Raw genomic sequence first — 13,373 nt, forward strand, 5'->3', positions numbered from 1 at the left:
CGGCGGGACCGCCGCCGGGGGCGACCTCGCCCTGGCTGGCCAGGCGCACGCGCATGCCGTCTGCGACGCCCGGGGGGATCTTCGCGCTGATGGTGCGCCGCGCGCGGACCCGGCCCTCGCCACCGCACTTCTGGCAGGGGTCGGGGATGACCTCGCCGAAGCCGCGGCAGGTGGGGCAGGGGCGGGCGGTGACGACCTGGCCGAGGAAGGAGCGCTGCACGGACTGGACCTCGCCGCGCCCGGAGCAGGTGTCGCAGGTGGTCGGGCGGGAGTCGCCCGCGCAGCCGGAGCCGGAGCAGCTGGTGCACAGGACGGCGGTCTCCACGCTGATCTCGCGGGTGACGCCGCTGTTGCACTCCTCGAGCGTCAGTTCGACGCGGATGAGCGCGTCCGAACCGGGCTGGACCCGGCTGCGCGGGCCGCGCCCGCCGCCGCCCCCGCCGCCGAAGAAGGCGTCCATGATGTCGCCGAGACCGAAGCCGCCGAAGGGGTCGCCGCCCATGCCGCCGCCGGCGCCGCGCATGCCCGCCGAGGGGTCGAGCGGGTCGGCGCCGAGGTCGACGAGCTTGCGCTTCTCCGGGTCGGAGAGCACCTCGTAGACGGCGCTGACCTCGCGGAAGCGCTCCTGGGCCTCCGGCTCTGGGTTGACGTCGGGGTGCAGCTCGCGGGCGAGCTTGCGGTAGGCGCGCTTGAGCTGCTCGGGCGTTGCGTCGCGGCTCACTCCGAGCGTGCCGTAGTAGTCCCTTGCCACTGCGAATCCTCCCGCCGCGGCACGCGCGTGCGCGTCACGGCCAGTTCGGTCATTCCGTCCAGCCGGTCAACGACCGGCCAGGATCTCTCCCACGTATGCGGCAACGGCTCGCACCGACGCCATGGTTCCCGCGTAGTCCATCCTCGTCGGCCCGACGACCCCCATGCCGCCGAAGATCATGCCCGGGGAGCCGTAGCCGATGGACACCACCGAGGTGCTGCGCAGGTCCTCGGCCTCGTTCTCCTCGCCGATCCGCACGGTCACCGTCGACGGGTCGCGCGAGGCCGCGAGCAGTTTCAGGACGACGACCTGCTCTTCGAGCGCCTCCATCACCCCGCGCAGGGAGCCGGGGAAGTCGGTGACGTTGCGGGTGAGGTTGGCGGTGCCACCGAGCACCAGCCGCTCCTCGGGGTGCTCCACCAGCGACTCGATCAGCACCGTGCAGACGCGCAGCATGGCGTCGCGCAGCTCCGGCGGCGCCTCGTCGGGCAGTTCGGCGACCAGCGCGGAGGCCTCGGTGAGCCTGCGGCCGACCATCGTGGAGTTCAGCACGGCGCGGATGCGGCCGGTGGCGTCCTCGGTGGTCACGTCGCCGAGTTCGACCACGCGCTGGTCGACGCGGCCGGTGTCGGTGATCAGCACCAGCATCAGCCGCGCCGGCGTGATCGGGACGACCTCGACGTGCCGCACGGTGGAGCGCGTCAGCGTCGGGTACTGCACGACCGCGACCTGCCTGGTCAGCTGGGCGAGCAGCCGCACGCTGCGGCGCATCACCTCGTCCAGGTCCAGCGTGCCCTCCAGGAAGTGCTGGATGGCCCTGCGCTCGGCCGAGGACAGCGGCTTGACCTCGTGCAGCCGGTCGACGAACAGCCGGTAGCCCTTGTCGGTGGGCACCCGCCCCGCGCTGGTGTGCGGCTGGGCGATGTAGCCCTCCTCCTCCAGCGCCGCCATGTCGTTGCGCACCGTGGCGCTGGAGACGCCGAGGTTGTGCCGGTCGACCAGGGCCTTCGAGCCGACGGGCTCGTGTGTCGACACGTAGTCCGCGACGATGGCGCGAAGAACCTGCAAACGCCGCTCGTCCGCGTTCACTGCACGTCACCTCCGGAACACGTTCGGCAGCCACTCGGCCGTATGAACGTCAATTCTATGCGGACGCGGAGACCACCCCCGCACGGTCTCAACCTCGTCAGCGCCGACTGAGCACCTGAATGACTCATTCAGTCCGTTCAGCGTGCTGAATGAGTCATTCAGGTGGTTGAACGTGGTGAATGACTCGTTCAGCACGTTCAACCACATGAATGGGTCGTTGAGGTGGGTCACGTGAGGAGGCGGTGGACCACGGCGTCGGCGAGGAGGCGGCCTTGGGGGGTGAGGACGCAGTGGCCCGCGGCCAAGGATTCCGGGGAGAGGAGGCCGTCGGCGGCTGCGCGGGAGGCCTCAGCGGGTGAGGGGAGGTCGGCGAGGGGCATGCCTTGGGCGAGGCGGATCTCCAGGAGGACGCGCTCCGACAGGGCCTCGGCGGGGGTGAGGGTTTCGCGGCCCGCAGCCGGGGAGGAACCTGAAGCGAGGACGGTGGCGTAGCGCGCGGGGTGCTTGACGTTCCACCAGCGGACTCCGCCGACGTGGCTGTGCGCGCCGGGGCCGAAGCCCCACCAGTCGCCGCCGAGCCAGTAGCCGAGGTTGTGGCGGCACTCCGCGCCGATGCCGGGCAGCGCCCAGTTGGACACCTCGTACCACCGCATGCCCGCGCCGCCGAGCATGTCGTCGATCATCTCGTAGCGGTCGGCGAGCACGTCGTCGTCGGGAGCCGGGAGATCGCCGCGCGCTATGCGACGGGCGAGCGCGGTGCCCTCCTCCACGATGAGCGCGTAGGCGGACACGTGGTCGACACCGGCGGACAGCACGGCTTCGAGGGACGCCTTGAGGTCGGAGTCGGTCTCACCGGGCGTGCCGTAGATGAGGTCGAGGTTCACGTGCTCGATGCCGACGGAGCGAGCTTCACGCGCGGCGGCGACGGCACGGCCCGCGGTGTGCTTGCGGTCCAAGATCTTCAGCACGTGACTGGCGGCGGACTGCATGCCCAGCGAGATGCGGTTGTAGCCCGCTTCGCGCAGTCCGGCGAAGAACTCCGGCGAGGTCGACTCGGGGTTGGACTCCGTGGTGACCTCCGCTCCGGGCGCGAGGCCGAAGGTCGACCGGATGCCTTCCAGAACCTCGGTGAGGCCCGGGACACCGAGCAGCGAAGGCGTTCCGCCGCCGATGAAAACCGTCTCGACGGGCGGAGCGGAGCCGAGAACGGAAGCGGCCAGCGCGAGTTCGCGCTTGAAGCCCTCCAGCCACGACTCGGGCGACGCCGACGAACCGAGCTCGCCGGGCGTGTAGGTGTTGAAGTCGCAGTAACCGCAGCGCGCGGCGCAGAACGGCACGTGGACGTACACGCCGAACGGACGGGTACCGAGGCCCTCCAGCGCGGAAGGCGGCAATTCCCCGCTTGACGGGGCCGGATCGCCAGTAGGAAGAGCAGAGGGCATGCCCCAGTGTCTCAGCATGCGGATGGTGGTAGACCACGCCGTGGACCCGTGGCATCGTCGAGGCATGACCTCGGATGGCCTGCCGCTCGTGGCTCGACGCCACGTGGATCAGTTGCGCGTGGCCAGTTCCCTGTGTCGGCGCGGAATCTGATCCGCGCCGCAGTCTGTCTTCATCCAGCCGGCGCCGGTCGCGTCGGCTGAGGTTCCCACCCGTCTCCACGGGCTCTGCCTGCGCGCACCCGCGCTCCAGACCCCGGAGGTAGGACGGAATGGTCCCCCCCACCACCACACCAACCCGGCGCCCCCAGCAGCGCCGGGGCGAGGGGCAATGGGCGCTCGGCTACCGCGAACCGCTGAACCCCAACGAGCGCTCCAAGAAGGACGACAACCCGCTCAACGTCCGCGCGCGCATCGAGAACATCTACGCGCACGGCGGATTCGACTCGATCGACCCGGGCGACCTCCGAGGACGTTTTCGCTGGTTCGGGCTGTACACGCAGCGCAAGCCGGGGATCGACGGCGGACGGACCGCGGTGCTGGAGCCGGAGGAGCTGGACGACGAGTACTTCATGCTCCGCGTGCGCATCGACGGCGGCGCGCTGACCACGGAGCAGCTGCGCGTCGTCGGGGAGATCTCGCAGACCTACGCGCGCGACACGGCCGACATCACCGACCGGCAGAACATCCAGTACCACTGGATTCGCATCGAGGACGTGCCGGCGATCTGGCAGAAGCTGGAGGCGGTCGGCCTGAGCACCACCGAGGCCTGCGGTGACAGCCCGCGCGTCGTGCTGGGCTCGCCGGTGGCGGGGATCTCCGCTGACGAGGTCATCGACGGCACTCCCGCGATCGCCGAGATCGTGCGGCGCTACATCGGGGACCCGGCGTACTCGAACCTCCCGCGCAAGTTCAAGTCGGCGATCTCCGGCTTGCAGGACATCGCGCACGAGGTCAACGACGTGTCCTTCGTCGGGGTCGAGCACCCCGAGCACGGGCCGGGCTTCGACCTCTGGGTGGGCGGCGGGCTCTCGACGAACCCGATGATCGCGCAGCGGCTGGGCGTGTGGATTCCGTTGGAGGAGGTCCCGGACGTGTGGGAGGCGCTGATCAGCGTCTTCCGCGACTACGGCTACCGCAGGTTGCGGCACCGCGCGCGGATCAAGTTCCTGGTCAAGGACTGGGGCGTGGAGAAGTTCCGCGAGGTCATGGAGACCGAGTACCTCAAGCGCCCCATGCTCGACGGCCCCGCGCCGGAGCGGCTGGCGGTGCCGATCGACCACGTCGGCGTGCACAAGCAGAAGGACGGCAAGTTCTACGTCGGCGCCGCGCCGGTCGCCGGGCGGGTCTCCGGCTCGGTCCTGGTCTCGTTGGCGAAGGCTGCCGAGCGCGCCGGATCGCGGCGGATCGCTTTCACGCCACAGCAGAAGGTCGTCGTGCTCGACATCGCGGAGCACGACGTTCCTGGGCTGTCGGAGGACCTGAGCAAGCTCGGGTTGCAGCCGAACCCCTCGCCGTGGCGGCGCTCCACCATGGCGTGCACCGGGATCGAGTTCTGCAAGCTCGCGATCGTGGAGACCAAGGCCCGCGCACTGTCCCTTGTGGACACACTTGAAGAACGGCTCGCCGACGTTCAGTCCACCTTGGACACTCCGGTGAGCATCCACATCAACGGCTGCCCCAACTCCTGCGCGCGCATCCAGGTGGCCGACATCGGCCTCAAGGGGCAGATCGTCACCAACGCCGAGGGCAAGCAGGTCGAGGGCTTCCAGGTGCACCTCGGCGGCGGGCTCGGCCTGGACTCCGGTTTCGGACGGAAACTGCGCGGGCACAAGGTGACTTCGGCAGAGCTGGGCGACTTCGTGGAGCGCGTCGTGCGCAACTTCGTGAAGCAGCGCTCCGAGGGCGAGCGGTTCGCGCAGTGGGTCACTCGCGCTGAGGAGGCTGATCTCCAGTGAGCGAGCGCGCAGCGGCTTTCTACTGCCCGTATTGCGGAGATGAGGATCTGCGCCCCGAGCCGGAGCCGCACGGGGCTTGGTTGTGCGGTGGGTGCCGTCGCGTGTTCGCCGTGAAGTACGTCGGGCTGTCGTCCACGACCGCGGAGGTGAGCAGATGACGACCACGCGTGAGCTGGCTGAGCAGGCATCGGTGGAACTCTCCGAGGCCACTGCCGGCGAGGCGTTGGCGTGGGCGGCGCGGACCTTCGGGGACCGGTGGATCGTCGCCTCGAACATGCAGGACGCCGTGCTGATCGACCTCGCCACCAAGGTGAAGCCGAACGTGGACGTGCTGTTCCTGGAGACCGGCTACCACTTCGCGGAGACGATCGGCACGCGTGACGCGGTCGAGACGGTCTATGACGTGAACATCGTTGCCGCGCAGGCAGAGCAGAGCGTGGCGGAGCAGGACGCGGAGCACGGCAAGAACCTCTTCGCCCGCGATCCCGGCAAGTGCTGCGCGCTGAGGAAGGTCGTTCCGCTGCAAAGGACTCTGGCGCGCTACGACGCGTGGGTGACCGGAGTGCGCCGGGTGGACGCGCCGACGCGCGCGAACACACCGATCGTGCAGTGGGACGACCGCAACGGCCTCGTGAAGATCAACCCGATCGCGGCGTGGACGGACGAGGAGTTCAACCACTACATCGCCGATCACGGAATCCTGGAGAACCCCTTGGTGCAGGAGGGTTATCCGTCCATCGGGTGCGCGCCGTGCACCGCGAAGCCGTTGCCCGGCGCCGATCCGCGCAGCGGGCGCTGGGCGGGCCAGGCCAAGACGGAGTGTGGTTTGCATGGGTAAGAGCAACATCGACGTCCCAGGCAGTGACACTGGTTCGATCCTGCAAGCAGATCTCACGCTGGCCGCGCTTGAGGCGGAGGCCATCCACATCTTCCGCGAGGTGGCGGGCGAGTTCGACCGGCCGGTGATCCTTTTCTCCGGCGGCAAGGACTCCACGCTGCTCGTGCACTTGGCGTACAAGGCGTTCTGGCCAGCGCCGATCCCGTTCCCGTTGCTGCACGTGGACACCGGGCACAACTTCGACGAGGTCATTCAGTTCCGTGACGACCTCGTGGACAAGCTCGGCGCGCGGCTGGTGGTGGCGAAGGTCCAGGACTGGATCGACGACGGCCGCCTCACCGAGCGCCCGGACGGCACGCGCAACCCGTTGCAGACCGTGCCGCTGCTTGACTCGATCACCGAGGGCAAGTTCGACGCGGTGTTCGGCGGCGGTCGGCGGGACGAGGAACGGGCGCGCGCCAAGGAGCGGATCTTCAGCCTGCGCAACGCCTTCGGCCAGTGGGACCCGCGCCGTCAGCGCCCGGAGCTGTGGAGCCTCTACAACGGCCGCCACCGTCCCGGCGAGCACGTTCGCGTGTTCCCGCTGTCCAACTGGACCGAGCTGGACGTGTGGCGCTACATCGACCGCGAGGGCATCGAGCTGCCGTCGATCTACTTCGCCCACCAGCGCGAGGTTTACCAGCGCGACGGGATGTGGCTCACCTCCGGGCCGTGGGGCGGGCCGCGCGAGAACGAGCCGGTCACCGAGATGACCGTGCGCTACCGCACCGTCGGCGACGGCTCGTGCACGGGCGCCGTCCAGTCCGAAGCGTCCACTGTGGACGACGTGATCGCCGAGGTGACCGCGAGCAGGCTCACCGAGCGCGGAGCCACCCGGGCCGACGACCGGCTGTCCGAGGCCGCGATGGAGGACCGCAAGCGTGAGGGGTACTTCTGATGAGTGACCTGCTGAGGCTTGCCACCGCGGGCAGCGTGGACGACGGGAAGTCGACCCTGGTCGGACGGCTGCTCTACGACACGAAGTCCGTGCTCGCCGACACCCTCGAAGCCGTGCACCGCGCGAGCGCGGACAAAGGACTGTCCACTCCGGACTTGTCGCTGCTGGTGGACGGGCTGCGGGCGGAGCGCGAGCAGGGCATCACCATCGACGTGGCCTACCGCTACTTCGCCACGCCGAACCGCAGCTACGTGCTCGCCGACACGCCCGGCCACGTGCAGTACACGCGCAACACGGTGACCGGCGCGTCCACGGCTCAGCTCGCGATCCTGTTGGTGGACGCGCGAAAGGGCGTGCTGGAGCAGACCCGCAGACACGCCGCCGTGCTCGCTCTGCTCGGCGTGCCAAGGCTCGTGCTGGCGGTCAACAAGATCGACCTGGTCGGCTTCGACAAGACCGTGTTCGACACGATCTCGCGGGAGTTCACCGAGTACGTCACCGGACTGGGCTACACCGCCGACGCGCTGGTGATCGTGCCGGTTTCGGCGCTGCTCGGGGACAACGTGGTCGACCGCTCCGAGCAGACGCCCTGGTACACCGGGCCGACCCTGTTGGAGCACTTGGAATCCGTGCCTGTCGCGCCCGATCCGCGCGATGTGCCGCTGCGCTTCCCGGTGCAGTACGTGATCCGCCCGCGCACCGCCGAGCACCCCGACTACCGGGGCTACGCCGGGCAGGTCGCGGCCGGTGTCGCGAAGCCGGGCGACGAGGTGGTCGTGCTGCCTTCCGGTAGGCGCAGCCGCATCGAGCGCGTGGACACCGCGGACGGTCCGCTGGCCGAAGCGACGGCGGGCCAGTCGGTCACCGTGCTGCTGGCCGATGACATCGACATCTCGCGGGGCGATGTGATCGCGGCGGCCGACGACCAGCCGAAGCTCGTCGACGAACTCGACGCGACCGTCTGCTGGCTGGCCGAGAAGCCGCTGCGCGCGGGCGCGAGGGTGCTCGTCAAGCACGGGACGAGGACCGTGCAGGCGATCGTCACCGAGCTGTCCGGGCGCTTCGACGAGCAGAACCTGTCCCTTGTGGACGGTCCAGAGTCCTTGTCCCTCAACGAGATCGGCCGCGTGGTCATCCGCACGTCGGAGCAGCTGCCGGTCGACGACTACGTGGCGAGCCGCCGGACGGGCTCGTTCCTGGTGATCGACCCGGCCGATGGCGGCACGCTCGCCGCTGGCCTCGTCGGCGCACCGCTGCCGCTCAACGGCGGCGCCCCGCTCCAGCTCGCCGAACTCACCCCTGGCCCCTAACCCCTTTCAGGAGGGTCACGTGCTCCGCACCATCGCGATAGCTCTCGTCGCCGCACTGGCGCTCAGCGCGTGCACCCGCGCGGACGGTGGCCCGGCGGAGAACAAGCCGGTCGCCGACGCCGGACCCGCCACCGAGTTGCGGCTGGGCTTCTTCCCCAACGTCACGCACGCGGCGGCCCTGGTCGGCATCGACCAGGAGAAGGGCTTCGTGGCCAAGGAGCTGGGCTCGACCAAGCTCAGCACGCAGTCGTTCAACGCGGGGCCTTCGGCGATCGAGGCGCTGCTGTCGGGCTCGCTGGACGCCACGTTCGTCGGCCCCAACCCGACGATCAACGCCTTCACCAAGACCAAGGGCGAGGCCGTGCGGCTCATCGCGGGCGCGGCCTCCGGTGGCGCGCAGCTCGTGGTGAAGCCGGGCATCACCTCCGTGGAGCAGTTGCGGGGCAAGACGATCGCGACCCCACAGCTCGGCGGGACGCAGGACGTGGCGCTGCGCGCGTACCTCGCGCAGAACGGGTTGAAGGTCGACACCACCGGCGGCAACGACGTGAAGGTGCTGACCACCGACAACCCGCAGACCTTCGACGCGTTCCGGAGCGGGCAGTTGGACGGCGGGTGGCTGCCGGAGCCGTGGGCCTCGCGGCTGGTGCTGGAGGCGGGCGCCAAGGTGCTCGTCGACGAGCGGCAGCTGTGGCCGGAGGGCAAGTTCCCCACCACCGTGCTGATCGTGCGGACCGAGTTCGCCGCCAAGCACCCGGAGACCGTGAAGGCGTTGCTGCGCGGTCACGTCGCGGCCGTGCGGTGGCTCAACGCCGAACCCGCCGCGGCGAAGAAGGTGGTCAACGCGGGCCTGGCGAAGTACGCGGGCAAGGGACTCGCGGACGCCGTTCTGGATCGTGCTTTCAGCCAGATCGAGTTCTCGTTCGACCCCCTCGCCGGGCGTTTTCCCAAGCTGTCCAAGGACGCTGTGACAGCTGGCGTGACCAAGCAGGAGATCGACCTCAAGGGCCTTGTCGACGTCGCGGCGCTCAACGAAGCGCTGAAGACCGCCGGTGTGGCCGCAGTGGACGCTTCCGGACTCGACAAGAAGTGAGGCTGCCATGACCGCTCTCCTCGACAAGCCCACTCGAATCGACCACGTCGTGAGGCTTTCCGGTGTCGGCAAGTCCTTCGGCACCGTCGCCGCGCTGGACGGCGTGGACCTCGACGTCGCACCCGGCGAGTTCGTCTGCCTGCTCGGCGCTTCGGGCTGCGGCAAGTCCACGTTGCTGTCACTGGTCGCCGGGCTGGACAAGCCGACCAGCGGCCTCGTGGACGTCCACAGCGGACGACCGGCGGTGGTGTTCCAGGAACCCGCGCTGATGCCGTGGCTGACCGCCGCGCGCAACGTCGAGCTTCCTTTGAAGCTGCGCGGGATCGGCCGTGTGGAGCGCGAAGCGCGAGCGGCGGAGCTGCTCGACCTCGTGCGCCTCGGTGATGCCGCCCGCAAGCGCCCGCACGAGCTGTCCGGCGGTATGCGGCAGCGGGTCGCACTGGCGCGCGCGCTCGCGACGACGTTGGACGACAGCGATTCCGGCGCGCCCTTGCTGCTCATGGACGAGCCGTTCGCGGCGCTCGACGCGATCACGCGCGACGTGCTCCAGGACGAGCTTCGGCGGATCTGGGCGCAGACCAACACTTCCGTGCTGTTCGTGACGCACGACGTGCGCGAGGCCGTGCGGCTCGGGCAGCGCGTCGTGCTGCTGTCGTCCAGGCCGGGCCGCGTGGTCCGCGAGTGGACGGTCGGCGACGGCGGGGAGGACCTGGCGCACGAGATCACCGGCGAGCTGCGGGGAGTGATCTCCAGTCATGCCAGAGCTTGACCACAGGGCGCTGGAGGCGGGCCTCGACGCGCTCGACACCCCGGCCCCGACGCGGGAGCGACCCGGTGGCCTGCGCCGGTTCGCCGCCGTCGTGCTGCCGCCGCTGGTGGCGGTGGTGCTGATCATCGCCGTGTGGCAGGCGTTGTGGGCCGCGGCGCTGTGGCCGGAGTGGAAGCTGCCGTCCCCGCTCGCGGTCGCGGGCGAGTTCGTCCGGTTGGCTGGGGAAGGCAAGATCACTGAGACGCTGTGGACCTCGACCCACCGCGCGGTGCTCGGCTTTCTCGTTGCGGTGGCCATCGGCACCCCGCTGGGGCTGGTCGTGGCGCGCGTGCGGGTCGTGCGCGCCGCGATCGGCCCGCTGCTGAGCGGTTTGCAGAGCCTGCCGTCGGTGGCGTGGGTCCCGGCTGCGGTGCTCTGGCTCGGCCTGAACGATTCGATGATCTACGCGGTGGTGCTGCTCGGCGCGGTGCCCTCGATCGCCAACGGCCTGGTCGCGGGCATCGACCAGGTGCCGCCACTGCTGCTGCGGGTCGGTTCGGTGCTCGGCGCCGGGCGGCTCCAGTCGGCGCGGCACGTGCTGCTGCCCGCCGCGTTCCCCGGCTACCTGGCCGGGCTCAAGCAGGGCTGGGCGTTCTCCTGGCGCTCGCTGATGGCTGCGGAGATCATCGCCCGCTCCCCCGATCTCGGCATCGGCCTCGGCCAGCTGCTGGAGCAGGGGCGGCTGCTCACCGACATGTCCACGGTGATCACCGCGATCCTGCTCATCCTCGCCGTCGGCATCGGCGTGGAACTGCTCTTCTTCCGTCCACTGGAACGGCGCGTGCTCCGTTCCCGCGGCCTCACCGGAGCTCCGTCATGACCCCTTTGGTCGCAGTCGCCCACGGCAGTCGCGATCCCCGTTCGGCCGCGTCGGTGTCGGAACTGCTCGACGTCGTGCGACGGCTCCGGCCGGGTCAGGACGTGCGCGCGGCCTTCCTCGACCTGTCCGCGCCGCGCCTCGGCGAGGTCCTGCGCGGTGTCGAGCGCTCGGCCGTCGTCGTGCCGTTGTTGCTGGGCAGCGCGTTCCACGCGCGCGTCGACGTTCCCGGCGCGGTCGCCGAAGCCGTTGCGCGCCAACCACTTCTGGACGTGCGGATCGCCGACGTGCTCGGCCCCGACCCCCGGCTGGAGTCGGCGGCGTGGCGGCGGTTGCTGTCCTCGGGTGTGGACCCGGCCGATCCGGAGCTGGGCGTGGTGCTGGCGGCGGCGGGCTCCTCGCACGCGCCCGCCAACGCCGCCGTCGCCGAGGTGGCGCGCCGGTGGCAGCGGGGATCGCGGTGGGCGGGCGTCGAAGCGGCGTTCGCGGCCTCGGCCCAGCCCGACGTGCCAGCGGCGATCGAGCGCCTGCGCGCCCGTGGTGCCCGGCGGATCGCCGTGGCGTCGTGGTTCCTCGCGCCGGGACGGCTGCCCGACCGCGTCGCCGAGCTCGCCGGGCCGGACGCCGTGGTGGCTCCGCCGCTCGGGGACGACGTCGAGGTCGCGGAGCTGGTCCTGCACCGCTTCGACGCCGCGCTCGGCGCCCGGCTGGACAGCGCGCGGTCGGCGTGACCAGGTGGCGGATCGACCGCGTCGACCGGACCGCCGCGGTCGTCGCGGCGGTGCTGATCATCGCGGCCTTTCTCGGCCTCATACCGCACGTTCCCTGGTGAAGAATTCGTGGTGACCAGAATTCACTGAAGGCGAGACCCTACTTTCGTCGCATCACCGGAAAGCATTGTTCGTGCGAGGCTCGCTTTCCTCCCGCCGCCGAAGCCGGGAGCGCAGCATTCACAAAGCGAGGTTTCTTCGATGCGCTCTGCCCGTATCGCTCTGACCGCAGCACTGGCGATCGCGCCCGTGCTCGCACTGGCCACCCCCGCATCCGCTGCCGCAGTGACATTCGCCTGCCAGGCGCAGACACCGATCGGCCCGGTCAACGCCAGCGTCACCCAGGCCATGGAGGCCAAGGCCCCGGAGACGGTGGCGGCCGGCGCCGAGTTCGAACTGGTCTTCGACCCGCCCGCGAGCACCATTCCCGGCGCGATCAACGGGGTGAAGGTGCGCGAGGTGAAGAACTTCAAGCTCAGCGTCCCGGTCCCGGCGAACTCGACGTTCGTCTCGGTCGCGCTCTCCGGTGGCTCCGGCGTGGGCACGCCGACGATCACGCAGGAGGGCGGCACCATGGTCGTCACCCTCGCCGGGCCGCTCAAGGGCGGTGCCACCATCGAGATCCCGACGATCACCGTGAAGCTCAAGGCCGGTGCCTCCGGCACGATCGAGAGCAAGCTCGGCGGGACCGGCTTCGACAAGCCCGGCCTGACCTTCGTCGGCACCGCCGAGATGGGCCCGCTGCCCATCGACGCCAAGGTCGCCTGCTACCCGAACCCGAACCCCGCGCTGACCACGACGAAGATCGTCTGATCCTCCCGTGCGGGCGCCGACCCTGCTCCGGCGCCCGCACGGACGCGAAACCGCGACCTTCGGCGGGTTACCCGGAGGTAGCACCCGTGTGATGCTCGCATTCCCGCCGCCGTTGCCGGGAATGCTGAAGAAGCGAGGCCAGAAGATGTCCCCTGCATCTCGAATCGCTCTCGTCGCCTTGATGGCCGTCACCCCTGTATTCGCACTGGCAACCTCAGCCGTGGCCGCTCCCATCGTCTACAAATGCGAGGCGAGCACGCCTATCGGAAAGGTTTCCGCTTCACTCAACCAAGAAGTCTCCGCGACCGCCCCAGCTTCGGTCGCCGCTGGCGCAGACCTGACCGTCGTCGTCGACCCGGCACCGAACAAGGTTCCGGCGAAGGTCGGCGACTACACGCTCAAAGAGGTCAAGAACTTCGCACTGAAGGTTCCGGTTCCGGCGAACTCAACGTATGTCTCGTCGAGCCTTTCCGGTGGCTCGGGAGTCGGCGAGGCGACCGTGACCCACGAGAACGGGACCCTGGTGCTGCGCCTGTCCGGCACGCTCGCGGGCGGCGCGGACTTCGAACTGCCCACGATGACCGTGAACCTGAAGGCGGGCGGCTCCGGGACCATCGAGTCCAAGCTCGGCGGCACCTCGTTCACCGACCCCGGCCTGAACTTCGTCGCCACCGCGCAGACGATCATCGGCGCCATCGACGCCCCGACCGCCTGCTACCCCGACCCCAACCCCGCCCTCACCACCACCTG

Annotated in this window: 14 protein-coding genes; 11 read left to right on the top strand and 3 right to left on the bottom strand. The window is 70.0% G+C overall.

What is annotated here, in order from left to right; translation table 11 throughout:
• From CCN37_RS31430 to hemW, 3 genes are all read right to left on the bottom strand, one after another.
• The coding region (locus CCN37_RS31430; RefSeq protein ID WP_168200947.1) for a DnaJ domain-containing protein at positions 1-751 on the bottom strand (751 nt) is incomplete at its 3' end.
• A 66-nt stretch (positions 752-817) separates the two neighbouring features.
• Positions 818-1,840, bottom strand: a complete 1,023-nt coding sequence (gene hrcA, locus CCN37_RS31435; RefSeq protein ID WP_086827863.1) for a heat-inducible transcriptional repressor HrcA — start codon at positions 1,838-1,840, stop codon at positions 818-820.
• 227 nt (positions 1,841-2,067) lie between these two features.
• Positions 2,068-3,282 carry a radical SAM family heme chaperone HemW gene (hemW, locus tag CCN37_RS31440; protein WP_086827865.1) on the bottom strand — a complete coding sequence of 405 codons (1,215 nt, stop codon included), beginning with the start codon at positions 3,280-3,282 and terminating at the stop codon, positions 2,068-2,070.
• A gap of 269 nt (positions 3,283-3,551) precedes the next feature.
• Between hemW and CCN37_RS31445 the strand changes: the two genes are divergently transcribed.
• The 11 genes from CCN37_RS31445 to CCN37_RS31495 all read left to right on the top strand — a co-directional run.
• Positions 3,552-5,237 (top strand): nitrite/sulfite reductase, encoded by a 1,686-nt coding sequence (locus CCN37_RS31445; protein WP_086827867.1) that lies wholly within the window; start codon positions 3,552-3,554, stop codon positions 5,235-5,237.
• Positions 5,234-5,395 (top strand): Insertion element protein, encoded by a 162-nt coding sequence (locus CCN37_RS41740; RefSeq protein ID WP_086827869.1) that lies wholly within the window; start codon positions 5,234-5,236, stop codon positions 5,393-5,395. The genes CCN37_RS31445 and CCN37_RS41740 overlap by 4 nt, the downstream gene beginning before the upstream one ends.
• Positions 5,392-6,075, top strand: coding sequence for a phosphoadenylyl-sulfate reductase (locus CCN37_RS31455; RefSeq protein ID WP_086827870.1), 684 nt, complete (start codon positions 5,392-5,394; stop codon positions 6,073-6,075). Before CCN37_RS41740 ends, CCN37_RS31455 begins: the two co-directional genes overlap by 4 nt.
• Positions 6,068-7,012, top strand: a complete 945-nt coding sequence (gene cysD, locus CCN37_RS31460) for a sulfate adenylyltransferase subunit CysD (RefSeq protein WP_086827872.1) — start codon at positions 6,068-6,070, stop codon at positions 7,010-7,012. Before CCN37_RS31455 ends, cysD begins: the two co-directional genes overlap by 8 nt.
• Positions 7,012-8,322 carry a sulfate adenylyltransferase subunit 1 gene (locus CCN37_RS31465; protein ID WP_086827874.1) on the top strand — a complete coding sequence of 437 codons (1,311 nt, stop codon included), beginning with the start codon at positions 7,012-7,014 and terminating at the stop codon, positions 8,320-8,322. Before cysD ends, CCN37_RS31465 begins: the two co-directional genes overlap by 1 nt.
• Before the next feature lie 19 nt (positions 8,323-8,341).
• Positions 8,342-9,415 carry an ABC transporter substrate-binding protein gene (locus CCN37_RS31470; protein ID WP_246843426.1) on the top strand — a complete coding sequence of 358 codons (1,074 nt, stop codon included), beginning with the start codon at positions 8,342-8,344 and terminating at the stop codon, positions 9,413-9,415.
• Positions 9,416-9,422: 7 nt separating this feature from the next.
• Positions 9,423-10,184: an ABC transporter ATP-binding protein gene (locus tag CCN37_RS31475; RefSeq protein ID WP_086827878.1), complete on the top strand. Its 762-nt coding sequence runs from the start codon at positions 9,423-9,425 to the stop codon at positions 10,182-10,184.
• A complete protein-coding gene (locus CCN37_RS31480; RefSeq protein ID WP_086827880.1) occupies positions 10,171-11,043 on the top strand; it encodes an ABC transporter permease in 873 nt (290 codons plus the stop codon). Before CCN37_RS31475 ends, CCN37_RS31480 begins: the two co-directional genes overlap by 14 nt.
• A complete protein-coding gene (locus CCN37_RS31485; protein ID WP_086827882.1) occupies positions 11,040-11,771 on the top strand; it encodes a sirohydrochlorin chelatase in 732 nt (243 codons plus the stop codon). Before CCN37_RS31480 ends, CCN37_RS31485 begins: the two co-directional genes overlap by 4 nt.
• A gap of 240 nt (positions 11,772-12,011) precedes the next feature.
• Positions 12,012-12,623, top strand: coding sequence for a cyclase (locus CCN37_RS31490; RefSeq protein ID WP_246843427.1), 612 nt, complete (start codon positions 12,012-12,014; stop codon positions 12,621-12,623).
• A gap of 91 nt (positions 12,624-12,714) precedes the next feature.
• Positions 12,715-13,373 (top strand): hypothetical protein (locus CCN37_RS31495; RefSeq protein ID WP_246843428.1); only part of this gene is annotated, 659 nt, incomplete at its 3' end.

It is taken from the genome of Allokutzneria sp. NRRL B-24872 (assembly GCF_002155965.1).
Classification (GTDB): Bacteria; Actinomycetota; Actinomycetes; order Mycobacteriales; family Pseudonocardiaceae; genus Allokutzneria.